Source organism: Algoriella sp. (assembly GCF_036647415.1).
GTDB lineage: Bacteria > Bacteroidota > Bacteroidia > Flavobacteriales > Weeksellaceae > Empedobacter.
The window spans coordinates 68,531-83,721 of sequence record NZ_JAVXKG010000004.1; the positions used below are offsets into that span (position 1 = coordinate 68,531).

Here is a 15,191-nt window from a genome sequence, read left to right on the forward strand (position 1 = left end):
TATTTTGAATTTATTTTTAAAAAACTTAGAACTTAAGACTTAGAACATAAAACTTAAATTATATATTTACCTCATGATAAAAGCAGAAAATATTGTAAAGAAATTTGGAGATTTAGAAGTATTGAAAAGTGTGTCTTTATCTATTTCTGAACGTGAAATTGTTTCGATAGTAGGCGCTTCTGGTGCTGGAAAAACAACATTACTTCAAATTTTAGGAACATTAGAAAAAAGTACTGATCCAAGAAAGTACAATACAAATATTTCTATTGCAGGACAAGATGTGACAAAATTGAATGACCGTGATTTATCTAAATTTCGAAACGAAAATATTGGTTTTATATTTCAGTTTCATCAATTATTACCAGAGTTTAATGCATTAGAAAATATTTGTATTCCTGCATTTATAAAGAAAACAAAAAAAGCCGAAGTAGAAAAACGTGCAAAAGAATTGATGTCATATTTAGGATTAACAAATAGATTAACGCATAAACCAAATCAACTTTCTGGTGGAGAACAGCAACGCGTTGCAGTTGCTCGTGCATTAATCAATCAACCAAAAGTTGTGTTTGCGGATGAACCTTCGGGTAATTTAGATTCTAAGAATGCAGAAGAATTACACGAATTATTTTTTAATTTACGTAATGAGTTTGGTCAAACTTTTGTCATTGTAACGCACAACGAAGAATTAGCAAATATGACAGACCGTAAGTTGGTAATGGCAGATGGTTTGTTTGAAAGTTTATAACAAATAATTATAAAGCAACAAAAAATAGCTATCAATATTTGATAGCTATTTTTTTATGTTATTGGTTAAACTCGATGATTAAATGTTCCCAAGGTCCACTCCATCCAGTAACTGCAGATGTACATGGGATATCGTTCCAATTACGATTAGAACTTTGATTTTGACTAATTATATGCACGCAACCTTCGTTGTTGTTTGAATTATTAGGTTCTCCATTATTAAAGAAATGTTCTGTCATTAAAGTTTCCCAATTTGTTTTAGACTTTTCACCTGTAACCCAAGTAAATTCTGTCGGATTTCCAGCGAAATCTACTTTGTTATATCCAATCCAAATACTTGTGTTTAGGTTATAACCAGTTGTATTATTAATCAAATTTGTTTTTACCCAATTCCATTCGTCAAGTGATGTGAAAGTTACTAAATATCCTTTTTGACTTTTAGAGGCATTAAAAGCTTCTTCCCAATTGAAAGGAGTATCACCTTTATAAGCACAATAGGTATGTCCATTTTCTGTCCATTTTTTACAACCTAAGGCTGTAAAAGTTTTAGTTCCTGATGTGAAATTGGTTGGTGTTTGCGGTGCAATACCAGTAGCTTCGTATCCTAATAATTCTACCAATTTTCCATTTGTTGTAACTTCTAAATTAAGAGTTGGATTAGAAGGCGTCCATTTATTGATAATCCAAACATAATAACCTGGCTGTAAGTCAGAGGTTGTATTGGTGTTGTAAACTAATAATCCGTCTGCAGGATTTGGAATAGTTGTTTTATCAGTGATAGATTGTAGAGAAATATGAGAGCCAGAAAAACCTTTTTCTGTTGAGACAAGATCAACCATTGCTGATTCTGATGGAGTTTCTGTTCCGACACCAATTTGTCCGAAAACAAAAGTGCTTAAACAGAATGTAAGAAAATATATTATTTTATTCATGAGATGCTTATTTACTAAATTCGATAATAAAATTTTGATGGTTTGTTGTAGTAGTACAATCAGAAGAACTCCATTGACGGTTAGCATTTATAGTTGTAGGTAAAATGTAAGTACATTTAGAATTTGTATTTAAACTCGCATTTTCTGGCTGATTTGCAATAAAACGCGCTTGTACATTAGATTCTAATCCCCAATTATAAACTGATTTTTCGTTGGTAATCCAGTTGTATTTTGCTGCATTTCCAGGAGTAGCTATTTTGGTATATCCCAACCAAATTGCATTGTTTAATTCTTTTCCTTTTGCTTTAATAATGTTATCATTAATAAAATCCCATTCTTCATCAGAAGTAATTGTGACAACATATCCACCATTTGTTTTGGCTGCATTGTAAACTTTTGTAAATGTTAAGTTAGTTGTTGCATTATTGTAGCCACAATAAGTATGTCCATTTCCACCATTTTTTATTTCCCATTTAGCGCAAGTAGTTAATTGTGCATTTTCTAAAGTGTTTGGAGGATTAACGGTTGTACCTAATTTGTATCCTAAATATTCTTCGTTAACATTCTGAATAATTGTGGCTTTGTTTTGTACAATTCCCATCTTATTCCATTGATTATTGCTCCAATAATATAGTCCTGAACTAAGCTCAGTATTATTCGTTGTATTATAAACTAACAATCCATTGATAGGTTGTGAGATAATTGGCGAATAATTATTGATTTTTGTCAAGGCTACTTGAGGCATTGCAAAACCTTTATTTTCTGAAGATATCTGAAAATCCGCAGAAGCTTCTATATTTTCATCTGCAACATTTAGTGTTACTTGTGCAGATGTAAAAACAGAGAATAAACATATTACTAAAGCTATAAATTTTATATTATTTTTCATATAGTTTTATTTTTGAAATTCTACGATAATGTAATTTAGATTAACCTTATAATCACATGTTTTACTTGTCCAAGTTTTATTGGTATCGTTCGAAATGTAGACACATTTATCTTTTAATGTTCCATCAAAATTTGCATGTAAATTAGAAGTGTTAGACCAATCAATCATAGATTTTTCTCCAGAAATCCATGTATATTCAGGATTGTTTCCTGGTTCGGTTATTTTATTATAACCAATCCAAATATTACTATTACTTGCTTCTGGTTGATCTATAAAATTAGATTTTATATTATTCCATTCGTTGTTGGTAGTAATAGTAGTTAAATAACCTTTTAGGCTTTTAGCAAGATTAAAGGCTTGCGACCAATCAATGTTATCAGACAATTTATAAGCACAATAAGTATGTTCTATCGCATCTTTATAAGTATCTGTATATTTTACACATGGTTTTACTTTTTTTGCTGTTACATTTTCAAAAGCAAACTCATCTGGTGTACTATTTCCTTCGCCACTTGGGTTATATCCCAATGCAGAAGCATGAATACCAGTTGATGTAAATTCGGCTACAGCGCGTTGTTCATTAAATACAGGCTCCCATTTGTTATTGTTCCAAACATAGTAAGTTTCATATAGACTATTGTTTTTAGTTGAATTATAAACAATTAATCCGTCTTTTACTTCTTTTACAGGTTCACTTGCTTGTGGAGTTTTTAATTCCATTTTAGATAATAAAAATCCTTTTGAGGATTTAGACATATCGAAAATAGTAGATTCGTGTGGGACTGTATTAATTCCTAGTTGTGCATAAGAAATGCAAGATAATAATCCTCCAACCATTACTAAGTAATTCTTCGTCATATTTTTTATTAATTATCATTTTCGGTCATTTTGTAGTGAGAGGGGGGCAAAATTACAAATTTCATCTACTTTGATAACATCATCAAGTATGATATAAGTCGCATATTTGAATTTAAAAATGAGTCTATTAACATGAAGAATAGTTATTTGTTTAGTGTTTTTGATAACTAATACTCGCGAAATAAGGTTTAACTCTGAATTATATTTTTAAGTTTTTATGTTTAATTTTGTACAATGAATCAACAAGAATTAAAAGATTTTTTAGACGAAAAAGTTCTTCAATATAATACACTCGATTTTATTGATTCTGATCCAGTTCAGATTCCGCACCGATTTTCGATGAAAGAAGATATTGAAATAGCTGGGTTTTTAGCTGCAACAATTGCATGGGGAAATCGTAAAATGATTATCAACAATGCAAATAAAATGATGAGTTTGATGGGAAATTCGCCTTATGATTTTGTGATGAATTTCTCTGAAAATGATTTAGATAATTTAGATGGATTTGTGCATCGTACATTTAATAGTGATGATTTAAAGTTTTTTGTGAAATCACTTCGTTATATTTATCAAAATCATGGAGGATTGGAACAGGTTTTTGCTCAACATCAATCTTCAGATTCTATGCAAGAATCAATCTCGAAATTTAAACAAACTTTTTTTGAAATAGAACATTTACCAAGAACAACCAAACACGTTTCTGATCCATTAAATAATTCGGCTGCAAAAAGAATCAACATGTTTTTGCGTTGGATGATTCGTGACGATCAACAAGGTGTTGATTTAGGAATCTGGAAATCACTTCCGACTTCTATTCTTTCTTGCCCGTTAGACGTACATTCTGGTAATGTAGCCCGTAAGTTAGGTATTCTGACTCGTAAACAAAACGATGCAAAAGCTTTGAAGGAACTCGATACAAAACTTCGTGAAATGGATGTGAATGATCCTGTAAAATATGATTTTGCTCTTTTTGGATTAGGCGTTTTCGAAGGGTTTTAATATGATTAATTCATAATTTTAAGAATAACTTATATCTTTTTTAACGGAAAAATTTAAATAAAAGCTCTAATTTCGATAAATATCTTACTTAGAAAAATAACTACTTCAAAGAAAATCTATAAAAAAATAATAAATGGTAAAAATACTTGTTGGGGAAGAATTTAGAGAAGTGAGCTTATTAGGAAATTTAAGAAATTTTTATGCAATTTCAAATTTTGGACGTTTAGTAAGTTTTTTATCTGGTATAGAAGAAGACGGAAAAGTTTTGAAAGGAAGTTATATAAACGGATACAAGATTTTAAGATATAGCTATAAAGATGAATCTGGACGAAAAAAATATACACAGAATTTAATATATCATTTAGTTGCCGAACAATTTTTACCAGCACCAACAGAAGATCAAACCTATTTATTACATCTCGATTTTGTAAAGGATAATGATAATGTAACAAATTTGAAATGGGCTACGAAAGACGAATTCCGAGATCATTTTATGAAAAGCCCACTGTATAAAGATGGAATAAAAAAATCGCAACAGACACGTCAAAAAATGGACGGAAATAAGTTGACTTCTACAGATGTAATTCGAATTAAAAAAATGTTAGCTAATCCAAATCGTAAGACTCGATTAAGAATTATTGCAAAACAATTCGGAATTAGTGAAATGCAATTATACAGAATAAAATCTGGAGAAAATTGGGGACATATTAAAATCTAAAATAAAATTAAACAAAATATAAATTTGCAACGTTTGTAAGTGAAAAACGGTATTCAGTTCTATTGAATGCCGTTTTTTTATTTAGAAATTAGAATTAAATTCGCTAAAAATAAGTTACAATGAAAGAATTAAATGAAATAAAATATATAGAACGTTTACCAGTTACAAAAACTGAAAAAACGCCTCTTTTTGTGTTGATTCATGGTTATGGGAGCAATGAGGAAGATTTATTTTCGTTTGCGCAAGACTTACCAGAAAATGCGCATATTGTTAGTGTGCGTGCGCGTTACGACATTCCTTACGGTGGTTTTGCATGGTATGACATCAATTTTGTGAATAATGAAAAATGGATGGATGAAGATCAAGCAATAGAGTCTCGAAATAAATTGGTTGATTTTATTGATGCAATTACGCAACAAGAAAATTTGGATGTGGAAAATGTAACATTAATGGGCTTTAGTCAAGGTGCGATTTTGAGTTATGCTATTGCATTGAATAATCCAGGAAAAATAAAAAATGCAGCTATTTTAAGTGGTTATCCAGAGCATAAAATCATAGGAGAATTTGATCAAACAAAAGATTTTTCTAACTTGAATTTCTTTGTTTCTCACGGAACAGAAGATGTTGTTTTACCAATAGAATTAGGAAAAATGGGAGAAGAATTTTTGCGAAATTTGAATATTAAATTCGAATACCACGAATATAGAAGTGGACATGGAATTGTACCACAAAATTATCATGATTTGATGGCTTGGATCAAGAATTTCTAAAACAATTAGATAAATTTTACTTCTATGGCGTCGCCGTGATATTCTTTTAGTGGTGCGTCATAGAACTCTATGTTGGTATAGCGGTATAGTAATTCTGTTAATTCACGTTTTAAAACACCTTTTCCAAAACCATGAATAAAAACTAATCTAATCTGACTCTCAAACATTGCACGTTCTACTTCATTTCGCGCAACATCTAGTTGTGTTGTAATAATTTCTGCATTATCCATATCACGCCAATTATCAACTAAATTTTCTATATGTAAATCAATTTCACGGGTAACGTATGGATGACGATGAGATTTTCTGAAAGTTTTGAATTTTGGTTTCGAGAAAATTTTCTTTTCTTCTTCTCGGTATTCATCATAATCAATATCAATATCTTTGATTATTTCGTCTTGTTGATATTCATATTCAAAACCAAATTCATCGTTAAAATAGATACAATCTCCCTTTACTTTGGTAATTGTACCTGAAATATTGTCATCTATTACTTTAACTTTTGTTCCGATTTTGAACATTTCTTCTACTTTTTTCCAAAATTAAGAATTTTTTTATGTGTTTTTAGATTATTGTATTATTTAGTTCAGAATCAATAGTGTATTTTTGCTTCTTCAAACTAACCAAATGTCAAATCAACCTAAAAAAATAAAAGTACTTTTTAGGCTTCGCTCGTTAGAAATGGGTGGAGTTCCGAGAGTAGTTTTAGATTTATTACGAAACTTACCAAAAGATAAATTCGATTTTACTTTGATGCTCAATCTGTATCAAGGCGAATTGATAAAAGAAATTCCATCTGATATTAAATTAATTGTAGTTGAAAAAGGAAAAGAACAAATGAGTTCTAATCCATTTATTCAAAAAATACAATTGATTTGGCGACGATTGAAATTAGAAGTTTACGAAAAATTTCCTTCAATTTTATATCAAATAAAAGTTCCAGAAAAATATGATATTGAAGTTTCTCCAGGTTATGCAGAATTTGATATGGTATTAAATTCTCCAGATAAGAATTCGAGAAAAATAGGTTGGTTCCATACAGATGTTGGTTATGATAAAGATCAACAGCGTGTTTTGAGTAGAATTGAGAAAATGAAATGTTTTGATTTCATGATTTTCGGATCCAAACAAACACGACAAGTAATTGATGATTTGTATCAAGTGAGCTATCCAAAATCAACGGTTATTTACAATGTAATAAAAGTAGATGAGGTGTTGAAAAAAGCAGAACTTTTTGAACACTCTTTTCAAACAGATTTACCTGTTTTTTCTTCGATGGGACGTTTGCATCATCGCAAAGGTTATCATACGTTAATGAAAGCTCACAAACGATTATTAGTTGATGGTTTTCCTCATAAAATTGCTGTAATTGGTGGTGGAAATGAAATGGAAAATTTAATCAATCAACGTAAGGAATTAGGAGTAGAAGATACTTTTTTATTATTAGATTCTCAGACAAATCCTTATCCTTATATCAAAGCTTCAAATTATTTTATTTTGCCAACGCAATCAGAATCTTATCCACTTGTAATAGGAGAAATAATGTGTATGCGTAAACCAATTATTTCGACAAATGTTGGTGGAATTGCAGAAATGATAGAGGATGGTATTGATGGAGTTTTGATAAAATATGACGAAGATGAAATGTATGATTCGATGAAAAATTTTATGACTAATCCAGAATTGGTGCAGAAAATAATAGATGGAACGGAAACAGCTTACAATAAATTTGATGAAAAAGAAATTTATCGTCAAGTTTCAGAAGTTTTTGAACAAGAATATCAATTAAAACTTGAAAATGAGCGAAATTAAAATTTCTATTGTAACACCTTCTTACAACCGTGCACATACATTATCTCGTGTTTATGAATCGTTAAAAAATCAAACTTTTAAAGATTTTAAATGGATTATTATGGATGATGGCTCTACAGATAATACAAGTGAATTGGTAAAATCCTTTCAAGCTGAAAATGTATTCGAAATTGATTATTTTTGGAATGAGAATCAACATAAATTCATCACTGTTTTTGAGGGAATAAAAAAGGTTACGTCAAACTATTTTATGATTGTAGATTCGGACGATTCTTATCCAAATAATGCATTACAAAATTTATTTGATGAGGTAGAAAAAATTACGAATCAAGATGAATTTATTTCTGTAATGGGATTATCACAATACACAGATGGGAAAATTGTTGGTCATCAATATCCTAATAATGGGTTTGATGGTTCTATTTTCGATATGCGTTACAAGTACAAAGTACGAGGCGATAAGTTCGGGATTTTTATAACAAAGACTTATCAACAATTGTTGAAAAACTTTGATTATTCACCTTACAAAAACAAAGGATATATTCCACAAGCTGTATTTTTTAATACTTATGATGCTAACGGATTGAAAACTAGATTTGTTAATAAAGTTGTTCGTAACTATCATTTGGACGATGATGATGCAAACTCAGTTTCTAATACACGTTTTACAGGAAAAAATACGTTTGGATTGATGGAAGGTTATCGCTCATTTCTAAATTCGTATGGTTCAAAACTTTTTGATTATCCAAAAGCTTTAATTCGTAATTTGGTTGGGTATCATACTTATTCATTGATTAATAATCGAAGTTTTTCAGAAATAAATAATGGTTTGACAAATTTCAAACTATTATCAACATTGATTTATCCGTTGTCTTATCTATATTATAAATTGAAATAAAATATGCTATTTAATTCTATTTCTTTTGCGATTTTTTTACCAATCGTTTTTGCGCTTTACTGGTTATTGAGAAAGAATTTGAAATTTCAAAATATCTTACTTTTAGTAGCGAGTTATTATTTTTACGGTTGTTGGGATTGGCGTTTTATGTTTTTATTGGGGTTTTCAACATTTTTAGATTATTATTCTGGAATTAAAATTGAAGAAGCAACTTCTCAACATCTAAAAAAAATCTGGTTAACCATAAGTATCGGAATTAATTTAGGATTCTTAGGTTTTTTCAAATACTATAATTTCTTTGCAGATTCTTTCGCTGAAATGCTGAATGGATTTGGATTTGAAGTTCATCCATGGACCTTACAAATTATATTACCAGTAGGTATTTCGTTTTATACTTTTCATGGTTTATCATATATTATTGATATTTATTATGGAAGGCTGAAAGCAGAACGTAATATAGTTGATTATTCAGTTTTCGTAAGTTTCTTTCCGTTATTAGTTGCAGGACCTATAGAAAGAGCGACGCATCTTTTACCACAAATTAAAAAGAAAAGAGTTTTTGATTATTCGCAAGCAGTAGACGGAATGCGTCAAATTCTTTGGGGATTATTCAAAAAAATGGTTATTGCAGATAATTGTGCAATTTATGCCAATGAAATTTTCTCAAATCCCGAACCACAATCAGGATCTAACTTAGTTTTAGGAGCTATATTCTTTACATTTCAGATTTATGGAGATTTTTCTGGATACTCTGATATTGCGCTTGGAGTTGCCCGTTTATTTGGAATTAATTTATTGAAAAACTTTAGTTATCCTTATTTCTCACGTGATATTGCAGAATTTTGGCGACGTTGGCACATCTCTTTATCTACATGGTTTCGCGACTATTTGTACATTCCGTTAGGTGGAAGCAAAGGAGGAAATTGGATGAGAGTTCGTAACACATTTATCATTTTTATTGTGAGTGGATTTTGGCACGGAGCCAATTGGACATTTATTTTTTGGGGATTCTTAAATGCACTATTTATAATGCCTTCAATTTTATTGAAAACAAATCGAAATAATTTAGAAATCGTTGCTCAAGATAAAATTTTACCAAATCTTAGAGAACTTTTTAATATGATTCTTACGTTTAGTTTAACCGTTTTTGCATGGATATTTTTCCGAGCAAATTCTGTAACTCATGCGTTCGAATATATTGGAGGAATTTTTCATCAATCACTTTTTACATTTCCAACATTACGCAAAAGTGCATTAGCAACATTAATTTTAGTAGCGTTTTTATTGGTTATAGAATGGATTGGAAGACAGAATAATTACGGTTTAGAAAAATTTTTAACCTCAAAACCAAGATGGATAAGATGGAGTTTTTATGCATTTGTTATCATGTTAATAGGTCTATTTTTACAAACAGAAGAAAGTCCATTTATTTATTTTCAATTTTAGATGATGAAGAAATTTTTAATTAATATAAGTTTATTTGGGCTATTTGCAATTGTATTTTATCTTGTAATCATGCCTCTTTGGAGTTCCGTTTTACCATTTTACATGTCCAAAAACGTCAGAAGTTGTATGGGATGTTACGGGCATACATTTACACGAATGCAAGACGCTCAGAAAACCAAAAATGTAGATGTTTTAATTATTGGTTCTTCTCACGCTTATCGTGGAATAGATCCAAGAATTTTACAAAAAGACGGAATTTCAGCGTTTAATTTAGGTTCAAGCGCACAAACACCAATTAATACAAAAGTTCTTTTACATCAATATTTAGAACAAATAAAACCAAAATTGGTTGTTTACGAAGCTTATGCAGGAACCATGAATATTGATGGTGTTGAATCTTCTTTGGATATTTTGAGTAACAATAAAATAGATATTAATTCTATAAAAATGGCAAATGAAGTTCATAATTTATTAGCATACAATACGCTTATTTTTTCTGGATTTCGCCAAACTTTTGGCTTAAATAAAACATTTAATGAAGTCGCTAATCAAGGTGTAGATACGTATATTTCACCAACGGGTTATGTAGAAACAAAGTTTAGAAATAATATATTTAATAATGAAAATATTTCGAAATGGGATTTGCGAGAAACTCAAAAAGAAGAATTTGAAAACAATATTCAATATATTAAAAGCAAAGGAATTGACGTTTATATTATTCAAGCGCCCATCACAAATACACTTTACAAATCCATCAATAATAATAAAGAAATTGACCAATTTTTAAGTAAATTGGGACACTATAAAAATTATCAAAACTTAGTAGAATTAAAAGATTCTACCGATTTTTTTGACAATAATCATTTGAATCAAATTGGAGTAGAAAAATTTAATTTAATTTTAAGTAAAGATTTAAAAAATATTCTAACGAAAAAATAAAATGACCAACCAATCACCTAAAAAAATACTATTTGTTTATTATAAACTCTTCAAGGCAGGAGGCGTTTCACGCGTTTTAGTGTCTTTAGCAAACGAGTTGGTTGCAAAAGGAAACGACGTTTCTATTGTGATTATGATAAATAATACGGACAGTTTTTTTGAGTTAGATAAACGTGTTAAAATTATTGTAATTGATACTTTTTCACATTGGGGATTTCAGAAAATAAATGTTAATCTGAACAAATATTTACCCAAATTACCATATAAGAATAACATCAAAAATTATGTTTACGATTTTGGTCAATGGGAAATGTTGAATAAATGGATGAATAAAAACCATCAGAATTATGATTTAATTATTTCTAGTTGGTACAAATTGTCTGCACAACTGGCTTTGAATAAAAAAGTACGAGATAAAACTATTGCTTGGGAACACGCAAATTTTCAAGTAGGAGGTAAACTTTGGTTTGATGTTTTACGAAAATATTATAAAAATTTAAGAGCTGTAGTTTGTATTAATTCAAACTCTTTGCAACATTATAAAAGCATCAATAAAAATTCATTTTTGATACCAAATCTTATTGGCGAACCTTTTGAATCTTTTGATCAAAATTTAATCAGTCAAAAAGAAAATACATTGATTTATGTTGGTAGATTGGATAATGATAAAAATGTTGCAGAAATTTTAGATATTATAAATCAAGTAGATTTAAACAATTTTCAATTGAAAATTATTGGCGATGGACCATCTAAAAATGACTTAGAGAATAAGTTAAATTCTATTGAAAATCTAAAAAATAAAGTTCAATTTTTAGGAAGTAAAACAATTCCTGAAATATATAATGAGTTAGAAAAGAGTAAAATTTTTCTTTTTACAAGTAAAACAGAATGTTTACCAACCGTTTTGATTGAAGCAACTTTGATGTCAAATGCCCTGATTTCTTATAATTGTAAATATGGACCATCTGATATTATTGATGAATCGAATGGATTTTTAATTCCGATGTCAGATAAAAATCAATTCAAAGAAAAATTACAATTTTTGATTAATCAACCCGAAGAATTGAATAAAATTTTATTTTCGAGTAACGATAATTCGTACAAATGGCGAAAAAAAGAAATTTTAGAACAATGGGATTTAATTTTTAATGAAAAATGAATCAAAAATTAAGATTAGCAAAACTAAAATTTAGACGTTTTCGTTATTTAATTAAATGGTTTTTACAGTTCAAAACCAATAAAATTAAACCATATCAAAACATGAAAGAAATGAATGTTGATTCAGTTTCTAAATCACTTGTTTTGGTTCCGCACGCAGACGATGAGTAGATTGGAAATAGTCAGATTTTAAGAAAAACGAATGCAACGGCTTACTATTTTCAGTTTTTAGGAAATAATTATAATCAGGCTAATAAAACAATTCGTAGAAATGAATTGGAAAATTTGCAAAAAGAAATCAATTTTGATTTAATTATTTCGGACAATTATGATGATTATTCAGATTTAGAGAAGCTAATTTCAACAAATAATTTTACAGATGTTTTTATTCCATTTCCAGTTGATTGGCACGAAGAGCATATCAAGGTAAATACGATTTTTCATTCTATTTTATCAAAATTAAAGAAGGATTTCAACTTGCATTTTTACCATATTTCTGTTCCTTTACCAATTGATATTAAAGGAAATTATTTAGCTTTATCAGAAAATGAAACTAAGTATAAACATAATATTTTTTCGCGAATTTATCAATCGCAATATAATACACCAATTAGTCGGTTAAATTATCAATTACGATTAAACGCAAAAAATAAAAATATTTTTGCATGCGAGAATTTTGCAGAATTAACATTTGTAGAATGGACAGATTTATTAGAATTTGTGACTCAAAATTATGAAACAAGAATGAAACCACTCATTTACAATATTGACGATTTGATTTTGATTAGAGAAAAGTCAAACCAAATTTATCAAGATTGGAAAATGAAAAACTAACTAATTAATTAATGCTAAACTATTTAAAACTTATACGTATCAATCAATGGATAAAAAACTTATTTGTTTTTTTACCCATATTTTTTTCAGGAAATTTACTCAACTCAGATTATTTTATTCAATCTTTTTATGGATTTTTAATCTTTTCTTTTGTTGCGAGTAGTATTTATATTATCAATGATTATGTTGATATAGAGAAAGATAAAAAACATCCAGAAAAGAAAAATCGTCCACTTGCAAGCGGTAAAATTTCAAAAAATAATGCACTTGTTTTATTTTTTATTTTAGTTATTATCACATCTATTTTAACTTATTTCTTTGCGAATAAACAAGTAGCAATCCTTGTTGCAATTTATTTTTTCATGAATTTAGCTTATTCATTTAAGTTGAAACAAATTGCAATTTTAGATGTTATGATTATCGCATTCGGATTCCTATTAAGAGTCTTTGTAGGCGGTTATATGACTGGGTTGGTTGTTACAGATTGGACAATTTTATTGGTGTTTGATTTAGCTTTAATTCTTGCTTTAGGTAAACGTCGAGGAGAATTGGTAAATGCAGATTTGGAGGGTGTTACACGCAAATCTCTTGACGGTTATAATCTTAATTTTCTTAACGCAGCACTATCTATCACATGCACAGTTGCAGTTATGTGTTATTTGATGTTTATTTTGTCACCAGACACACAGCAGAAATTTCATCATTATATTATCTATACCTTTGTCTTCGTTTTCGCTGCTGTACTACGTTATATGCAGCAAACTTTTGTATATTTTAAAACAGAATCTCCAACAAAATTAATTTTAAAAGATCAATTTTTACAATTGTTAATTATTTTGTGTGGAATCAGTTATGTATTATTGATTTATTATAAATAATGGAAAATAATAAACTTACTCCAGTTGCAAACTGGGGATTGTATCCATCTATAAAAGCTAAAATTATTTCGCCAACTTCGATTCTTGAATTTCAGGAAGCGATTTTGTCTAATGAAGAATTAATTACTCGTGGAAATGGTCGTTGCTACGGTGATGCATCATTACAGAATACAATTATTTCGACTGCTAAATGGAATAAATTTATCAATTTTGATCGCCAAAATGGTTTGATTGAAGTAGAAGCAGGCGTAAAATTGGACGAAATTTTAGAGGTTTCTATTCCTTCAGGATTTTTTATTTCTGTAACACCTGGTACAAAATTTATTACCGTTGGTGGTGCGATTGCCTCTGATATTCACGGAAAAAATCATCATGTTGATGGTTGTTTTTCAGATCATCTTATTTATTTTGATTTGATGATAGAAAATGGAGATATTTTACGTTGCTCTCGTCATGACTATCCCGAATTATTTTGGTCAACAATAGGAGGAATGGGACTTACAGGAGTTATACTTTCGGCTCAATTTATGTTAAAACCTATCGAAACGGCTTATATTAGAAATGAAGCAATTCAAGCAAATAATTTAGATGAAATATTTGAATTGTTTGATTCTTCAGAATCTTGGACGTACAATGTCGCTTGGTTAGATTGTATGCAAAAAGGAAAAACTTTAGGAAAGTCAATTATGTTGCGTGGTGAACATGCTACTTTAGACGAATTACCAAATAAATTGAAAAAATCTCCGTTGAAAATTAAGAAGAAATTAAATCTTAATATTCCATTTTTCTTTCCAAATTTCGCCTTAAATCCTTTATCAATCAAGATTTTTAATTGGATATATTTTAATAAACAAGGAAAAAAACATCTGAAGAATTATGTAGATTACGAAACATTCTTTTATCCGTTAGATGCTGTTCATAATTGGAATAGAATTTATGGAAAAAATGGATTTATTCAATATCAATTTGTAATTCCAAAGGAGCAAGGAAAAGAAGGAATGCGTCAAATTTTGGAGACGATTGCAGCAAGTGGAAATGGTTCTTTTTTGGTTGTTTTAAAATTGTTTGGAGAAAACAATAAAGAAGCCTATAATTCTTTTCCGATGAAAGGATATACCTTGGCTTTAGATTTTAAAGTAAATGATAAATTAGAGAAATTAATTGCCAATTTAGACCGGATTGTAATGGATTTTGGCGGACATATTTATCGTACAAAAGATGCGATGTCAAATCCAGCTCTTACAGATTATTTACAAAATGTTGATTCACCTAAATTTGAGTCAATGCAAAACGAACGTATCAATAGATTTAAATAA

The 15,191-nt window shown here is 29.2% G+C and carries 17 protein-coding genes; 13 read left to right on the forward strand and 4 right to left on the reverse strand.

From position 1 onward, the window contains the following. The first annotated feature begins 73 nt into the window (after window positions 1–73). Window positions 74–745 (forward strand): ABC transporter ATP-binding protein, encoded by a 672-nt coding sequence (locus tag RSC72_RS02740; RefSeq protein WP_332544821.1) that lies wholly within the window; start codon window positions 74–76, stop codon window positions 743–745. 58 nt (window positions 746–803) lie between these two features. On the opposite strand, the gene RSC72_RS02745 is transcribed toward RSC72_RS02740, so the two are convergent. From RSC72_RS02745 to RSC72_RS02755, 3 genes are read right to left on the reverse strand one after another with little or no spacing between them, the layout of a single operon-like run. Further along, the gene (locus RSC72_RS02745) at window positions 804–1,676 is read right to left on the reverse strand and encodes a C-type lectin domain-containing protein (RefSeq protein WP_332544823.1); all 873 of its coding nucleotides are present in this window, start codon (window positions 1,674–1,676) and stop codon (window positions 804–806) included. 7 nt (window positions 1,677–1,683) lie between these two features. Further along, a complete protein-coding gene (locus tag RSC72_RS02750; protein WP_332544824.1) occupies window positions 1,684–2,565 on the reverse strand; it encodes a C-type lectin domain-containing protein in 882 nt (293 codons plus the stop codon). 6 nt (window positions 2,566–2,571) lie between these two features. Further along, window positions 2,572–3,423 (reverse strand): C-type lectin domain-containing protein, encoded by an 852-nt coding sequence (locus tag RSC72_RS02755; RefSeq protein WP_332544825.1) that lies wholly within the window; start codon window positions 3,421–3,423, stop codon window positions 2,572–2,574. Between the two features lie 234 nt (window positions 3,424–3,657). Between RSC72_RS02755 and RSC72_RS02760 the strand changes: the two genes are divergently transcribed. The 3 genes from RSC72_RS02760 (at window position 3,658) to RSC72_RS02770 (ending at window position 5,910) form a co-directional block, all read left to right on the forward strand. Beyond that, entirely contained in the window at window positions 3,658–4,422 is a 765-nt protein-coding gene (locus RSC72_RS02760) for a TIGR02757 family protein (protein WP_332544826.1), read from the forward strand. A 133-nt stretch (window positions 4,423–4,555) separates the two neighbouring features. Next, window positions 4,556–5,140: a hypothetical protein gene (locus tag RSC72_RS02765; RefSeq protein WP_332544827.1), complete on the forward strand. Its 585-nt coding sequence runs from the start codon at window positions 4,556–4,558 to the stop codon at window positions 5,138–5,140. A 119-nt stretch (window positions 5,141–5,259) separates the two neighbouring features. Continuing rightward, entirely contained in the window at window positions 5,260–5,910 is a 651-nt protein-coding gene (locus tag RSC72_RS02770; protein ID WP_332544829.1) for an alpha/beta hydrolase, read from the forward strand. 5 nt (window positions 5,911–5,915) lie between these two features. On the opposite strand, the gene RSC72_RS02775 is transcribed toward RSC72_RS02770, so the two are convergent. Beyond that, window positions 5,916–6,431, reverse strand: coding sequence for a hypothetical protein (locus RSC72_RS02775; protein ID WP_332544830.1), 516 nt, complete (start codon window positions 6,429–6,431; stop codon window positions 5,916–5,918). Window positions 6,432–6,537: 106 nt separating this feature from the next. On the opposite strand from RSC72_RS02775, the gene RSC72_RS02780 reads away from it, so the two are divergent. The 9 genes from RSC72_RS02780 (at window position 6,538) to RSC72_RS02820 (ending at window position 15,191) form a co-directional block, all read left to right on the forward strand. Next, a complete protein-coding gene (locus RSC72_RS02780) occupies window positions 6,538–7,722 on the forward strand; it encodes a glycosyltransferase (RefSeq protein WP_332544831.1) in 1,185 nt (394 codons plus the stop codon). After that, a complete protein-coding gene (locus RSC72_RS02785) occupies window positions 7,709–8,620 on the forward strand; it encodes a glycosyltransferase family A protein (RefSeq protein WP_332544832.1) in 912 nt (303 codons plus the stop codon). Before RSC72_RS02780 ends, RSC72_RS02785 begins: the two co-directional genes overlap by 14 nt. Before the next feature lie 3 nt (window positions 8,621–8,623). After that, window positions 8,624–10,066 carry an MBOAT family O-acyltransferase gene (locus tag RSC72_RS02790; protein ID WP_332544833.1) on the forward strand — a complete coding sequence of 481 codons (1,443 nt, stop codon included), beginning with the start codon at window positions 8,624–8,626 and terminating at the stop codon, window positions 10,064–10,066. Window positions 10,067–10,069: 3 nt separating this feature from the next. Beyond that, complete coding sequence (locus RSC72_RS02795; protein ID WP_332544834.1) at window positions 10,070–11,005, forward strand: hypothetical protein; 936 nt, start codon at window positions 10,070–10,072, stop codon at window positions 11,003–11,005. A gap of 1 nt (window position 11,006) precedes the next feature. Beyond that, window positions 11,007–12,164, forward strand: coding sequence for a glycosyltransferase (locus RSC72_RS02800; protein WP_332544836.1), 1,158 nt, complete (start codon window positions 11,007–11,009; stop codon window positions 12,162–12,164). Further along, window positions 12,161–12,334, forward strand: a complete 174-nt coding sequence (locus RSC72_RS02805) for a hypothetical protein (RefSeq protein WP_332544837.1) — start codon at window positions 12,161–12,163, stop codon at window positions 12,332–12,334. The genes RSC72_RS02800 and RSC72_RS02805 overlap by 4 nt, the downstream gene beginning before the upstream one ends. 105 nt (window positions 12,335–12,439) lie before the next feature. Then, window positions 12,440–12,997, forward strand: coding sequence for a hypothetical protein (locus RSC72_RS02810; protein WP_332544838.1), 558 nt, complete (start codon window positions 12,440–12,442; stop codon window positions 12,995–12,997). Window positions 12,998–13,008: 11 nt separating this feature from the next. Further along, window positions 13,009–13,875: a UbiA prenyltransferase family protein gene (locus tag RSC72_RS02815; protein WP_332544839.1), complete on the forward strand. Its 867-nt coding sequence runs from the start codon at window positions 13,009–13,011 to the stop codon at window positions 13,873–13,875. Next, window positions 13,875–15,191 carry an FAD-binding oxidoreductase gene (locus RSC72_RS02820; RefSeq protein ID WP_332544840.1) on the forward strand — a complete coding sequence of 439 codons (1,317 nt, stop codon included), beginning with the start codon at window positions 13,875–13,877 and terminating at the stop codon, window positions 15,189–15,191. Before RSC72_RS02815 ends, RSC72_RS02820 begins: the two co-directional genes overlap by 1 nt.

Excerpts from the sequence above, each read along its gene's own strand:
- RSC72_RS02820 (WP_332544840.1), top strand. The coding sequence starts at position 13,875 with ATGGAAAATAATAAACTTACTCCAGTTGCAAACTGGGGATTGTATCCA.
- RSC72_RS02760 (WP_332544826.1), top strand. The coding sequence starts at position 3,658 with ATGAATCAACAAGAATTAAAAGATTTTTTAGACGAAAAAGTTCTTCAA.
- RSC72_RS02790 (WP_332544833.1), top strand. The coding sequence starts at position 8,624 with ATGCTATTTAATTCTATTTCTTTTGCGATTTTTTTACCAATCGTTTTT.
- RSC72_RS02755 (WP_332544825.1), bottom strand. The coding sequence starts at position 3,423 with ATGACGAAGAATTACTTAGTAATGGTTGGAGGATTATTATCTTGCATT.
- RSC72_RS02785 (WP_332544832.1), top strand. The coding sequence starts at position 7,709 with ATGAGCGAAATTAAAATTTCTATTGTAACACCTTCTTACAACCGTGCA.
- RSC72_RS02780 (WP_332544831.1), top strand. The coding sequence starts at position 6,538 with ATGTCAAATCAACCTAAAAAAATAAAAGTACTTTTTAGGCTTCGCTCG.
- RSC72_RS02800 (WP_332544836.1), top strand. The coding sequence starts at position 11,007 with ATGACCAACCAATCACCTAAAAAAATACTATTTGTTTATTATAAACTC.
- RSC72_RS02775 (WP_332544830.1), bottom strand. The coding sequence starts at position 6,431 with ATGTTCAAAATCGGAACAAAAGTTAAAGTAATAGATGACAATATTTCA.
- RSC72_RS02750 (WP_332544824.1), bottom strand. The coding sequence starts at position 2,565 with ATGAAAAATAATATAAAATTTATAGCTTTAGTAATATGTTTATTCTCT.
- RSC72_RS02740 (WP_332544821.1), top strand. The coding sequence starts at position 74 with ATGATAAAAGCAGAAAATATTGTAAAGAAATTTGGAGATTTAGAAGTA.
- RSC72_RS02815 (WP_332544839.1), top strand. The coding sequence starts at position 13,009 with ATGCTAAACTATTTAAAACTTATACGTATCAATCAATGGATAAAAAAC.
- RSC72_RS02765 (WP_332544827.1), top strand. The coding sequence starts at position 4,556 with ATGGTAAAAATACTTGTTGGGGAAGAATTTAGAGAAGTGAGCTTATTA.
- RSC72_RS02805 (WP_332544837.1), top strand. The coding sequence starts at position 12,161 with ATGAATCAAAAATTAAGATTAGCAAAACTAAAATTTAGACGTTTTCGT.
- RSC72_RS02795 (WP_332544834.1), top strand. The coding sequence starts at position 10,070 with ATGAAGAAATTTTTAATTAATATAAGTTTATTTGGGCTATTTGCAATT.
- RSC72_RS02770 (WP_332544829.1), top strand. The coding sequence starts at position 5,260 with ATGAAAGAATTAAATGAAATAAAATATATAGAACGTTTACCAGTTACA.
- RSC72_RS02745 (WP_332544823.1), bottom strand. The coding sequence starts at position 1,676 with ATGAATAAAATAATATATTTTCTTACATTCTGTTTAAGCACTTTTGTT.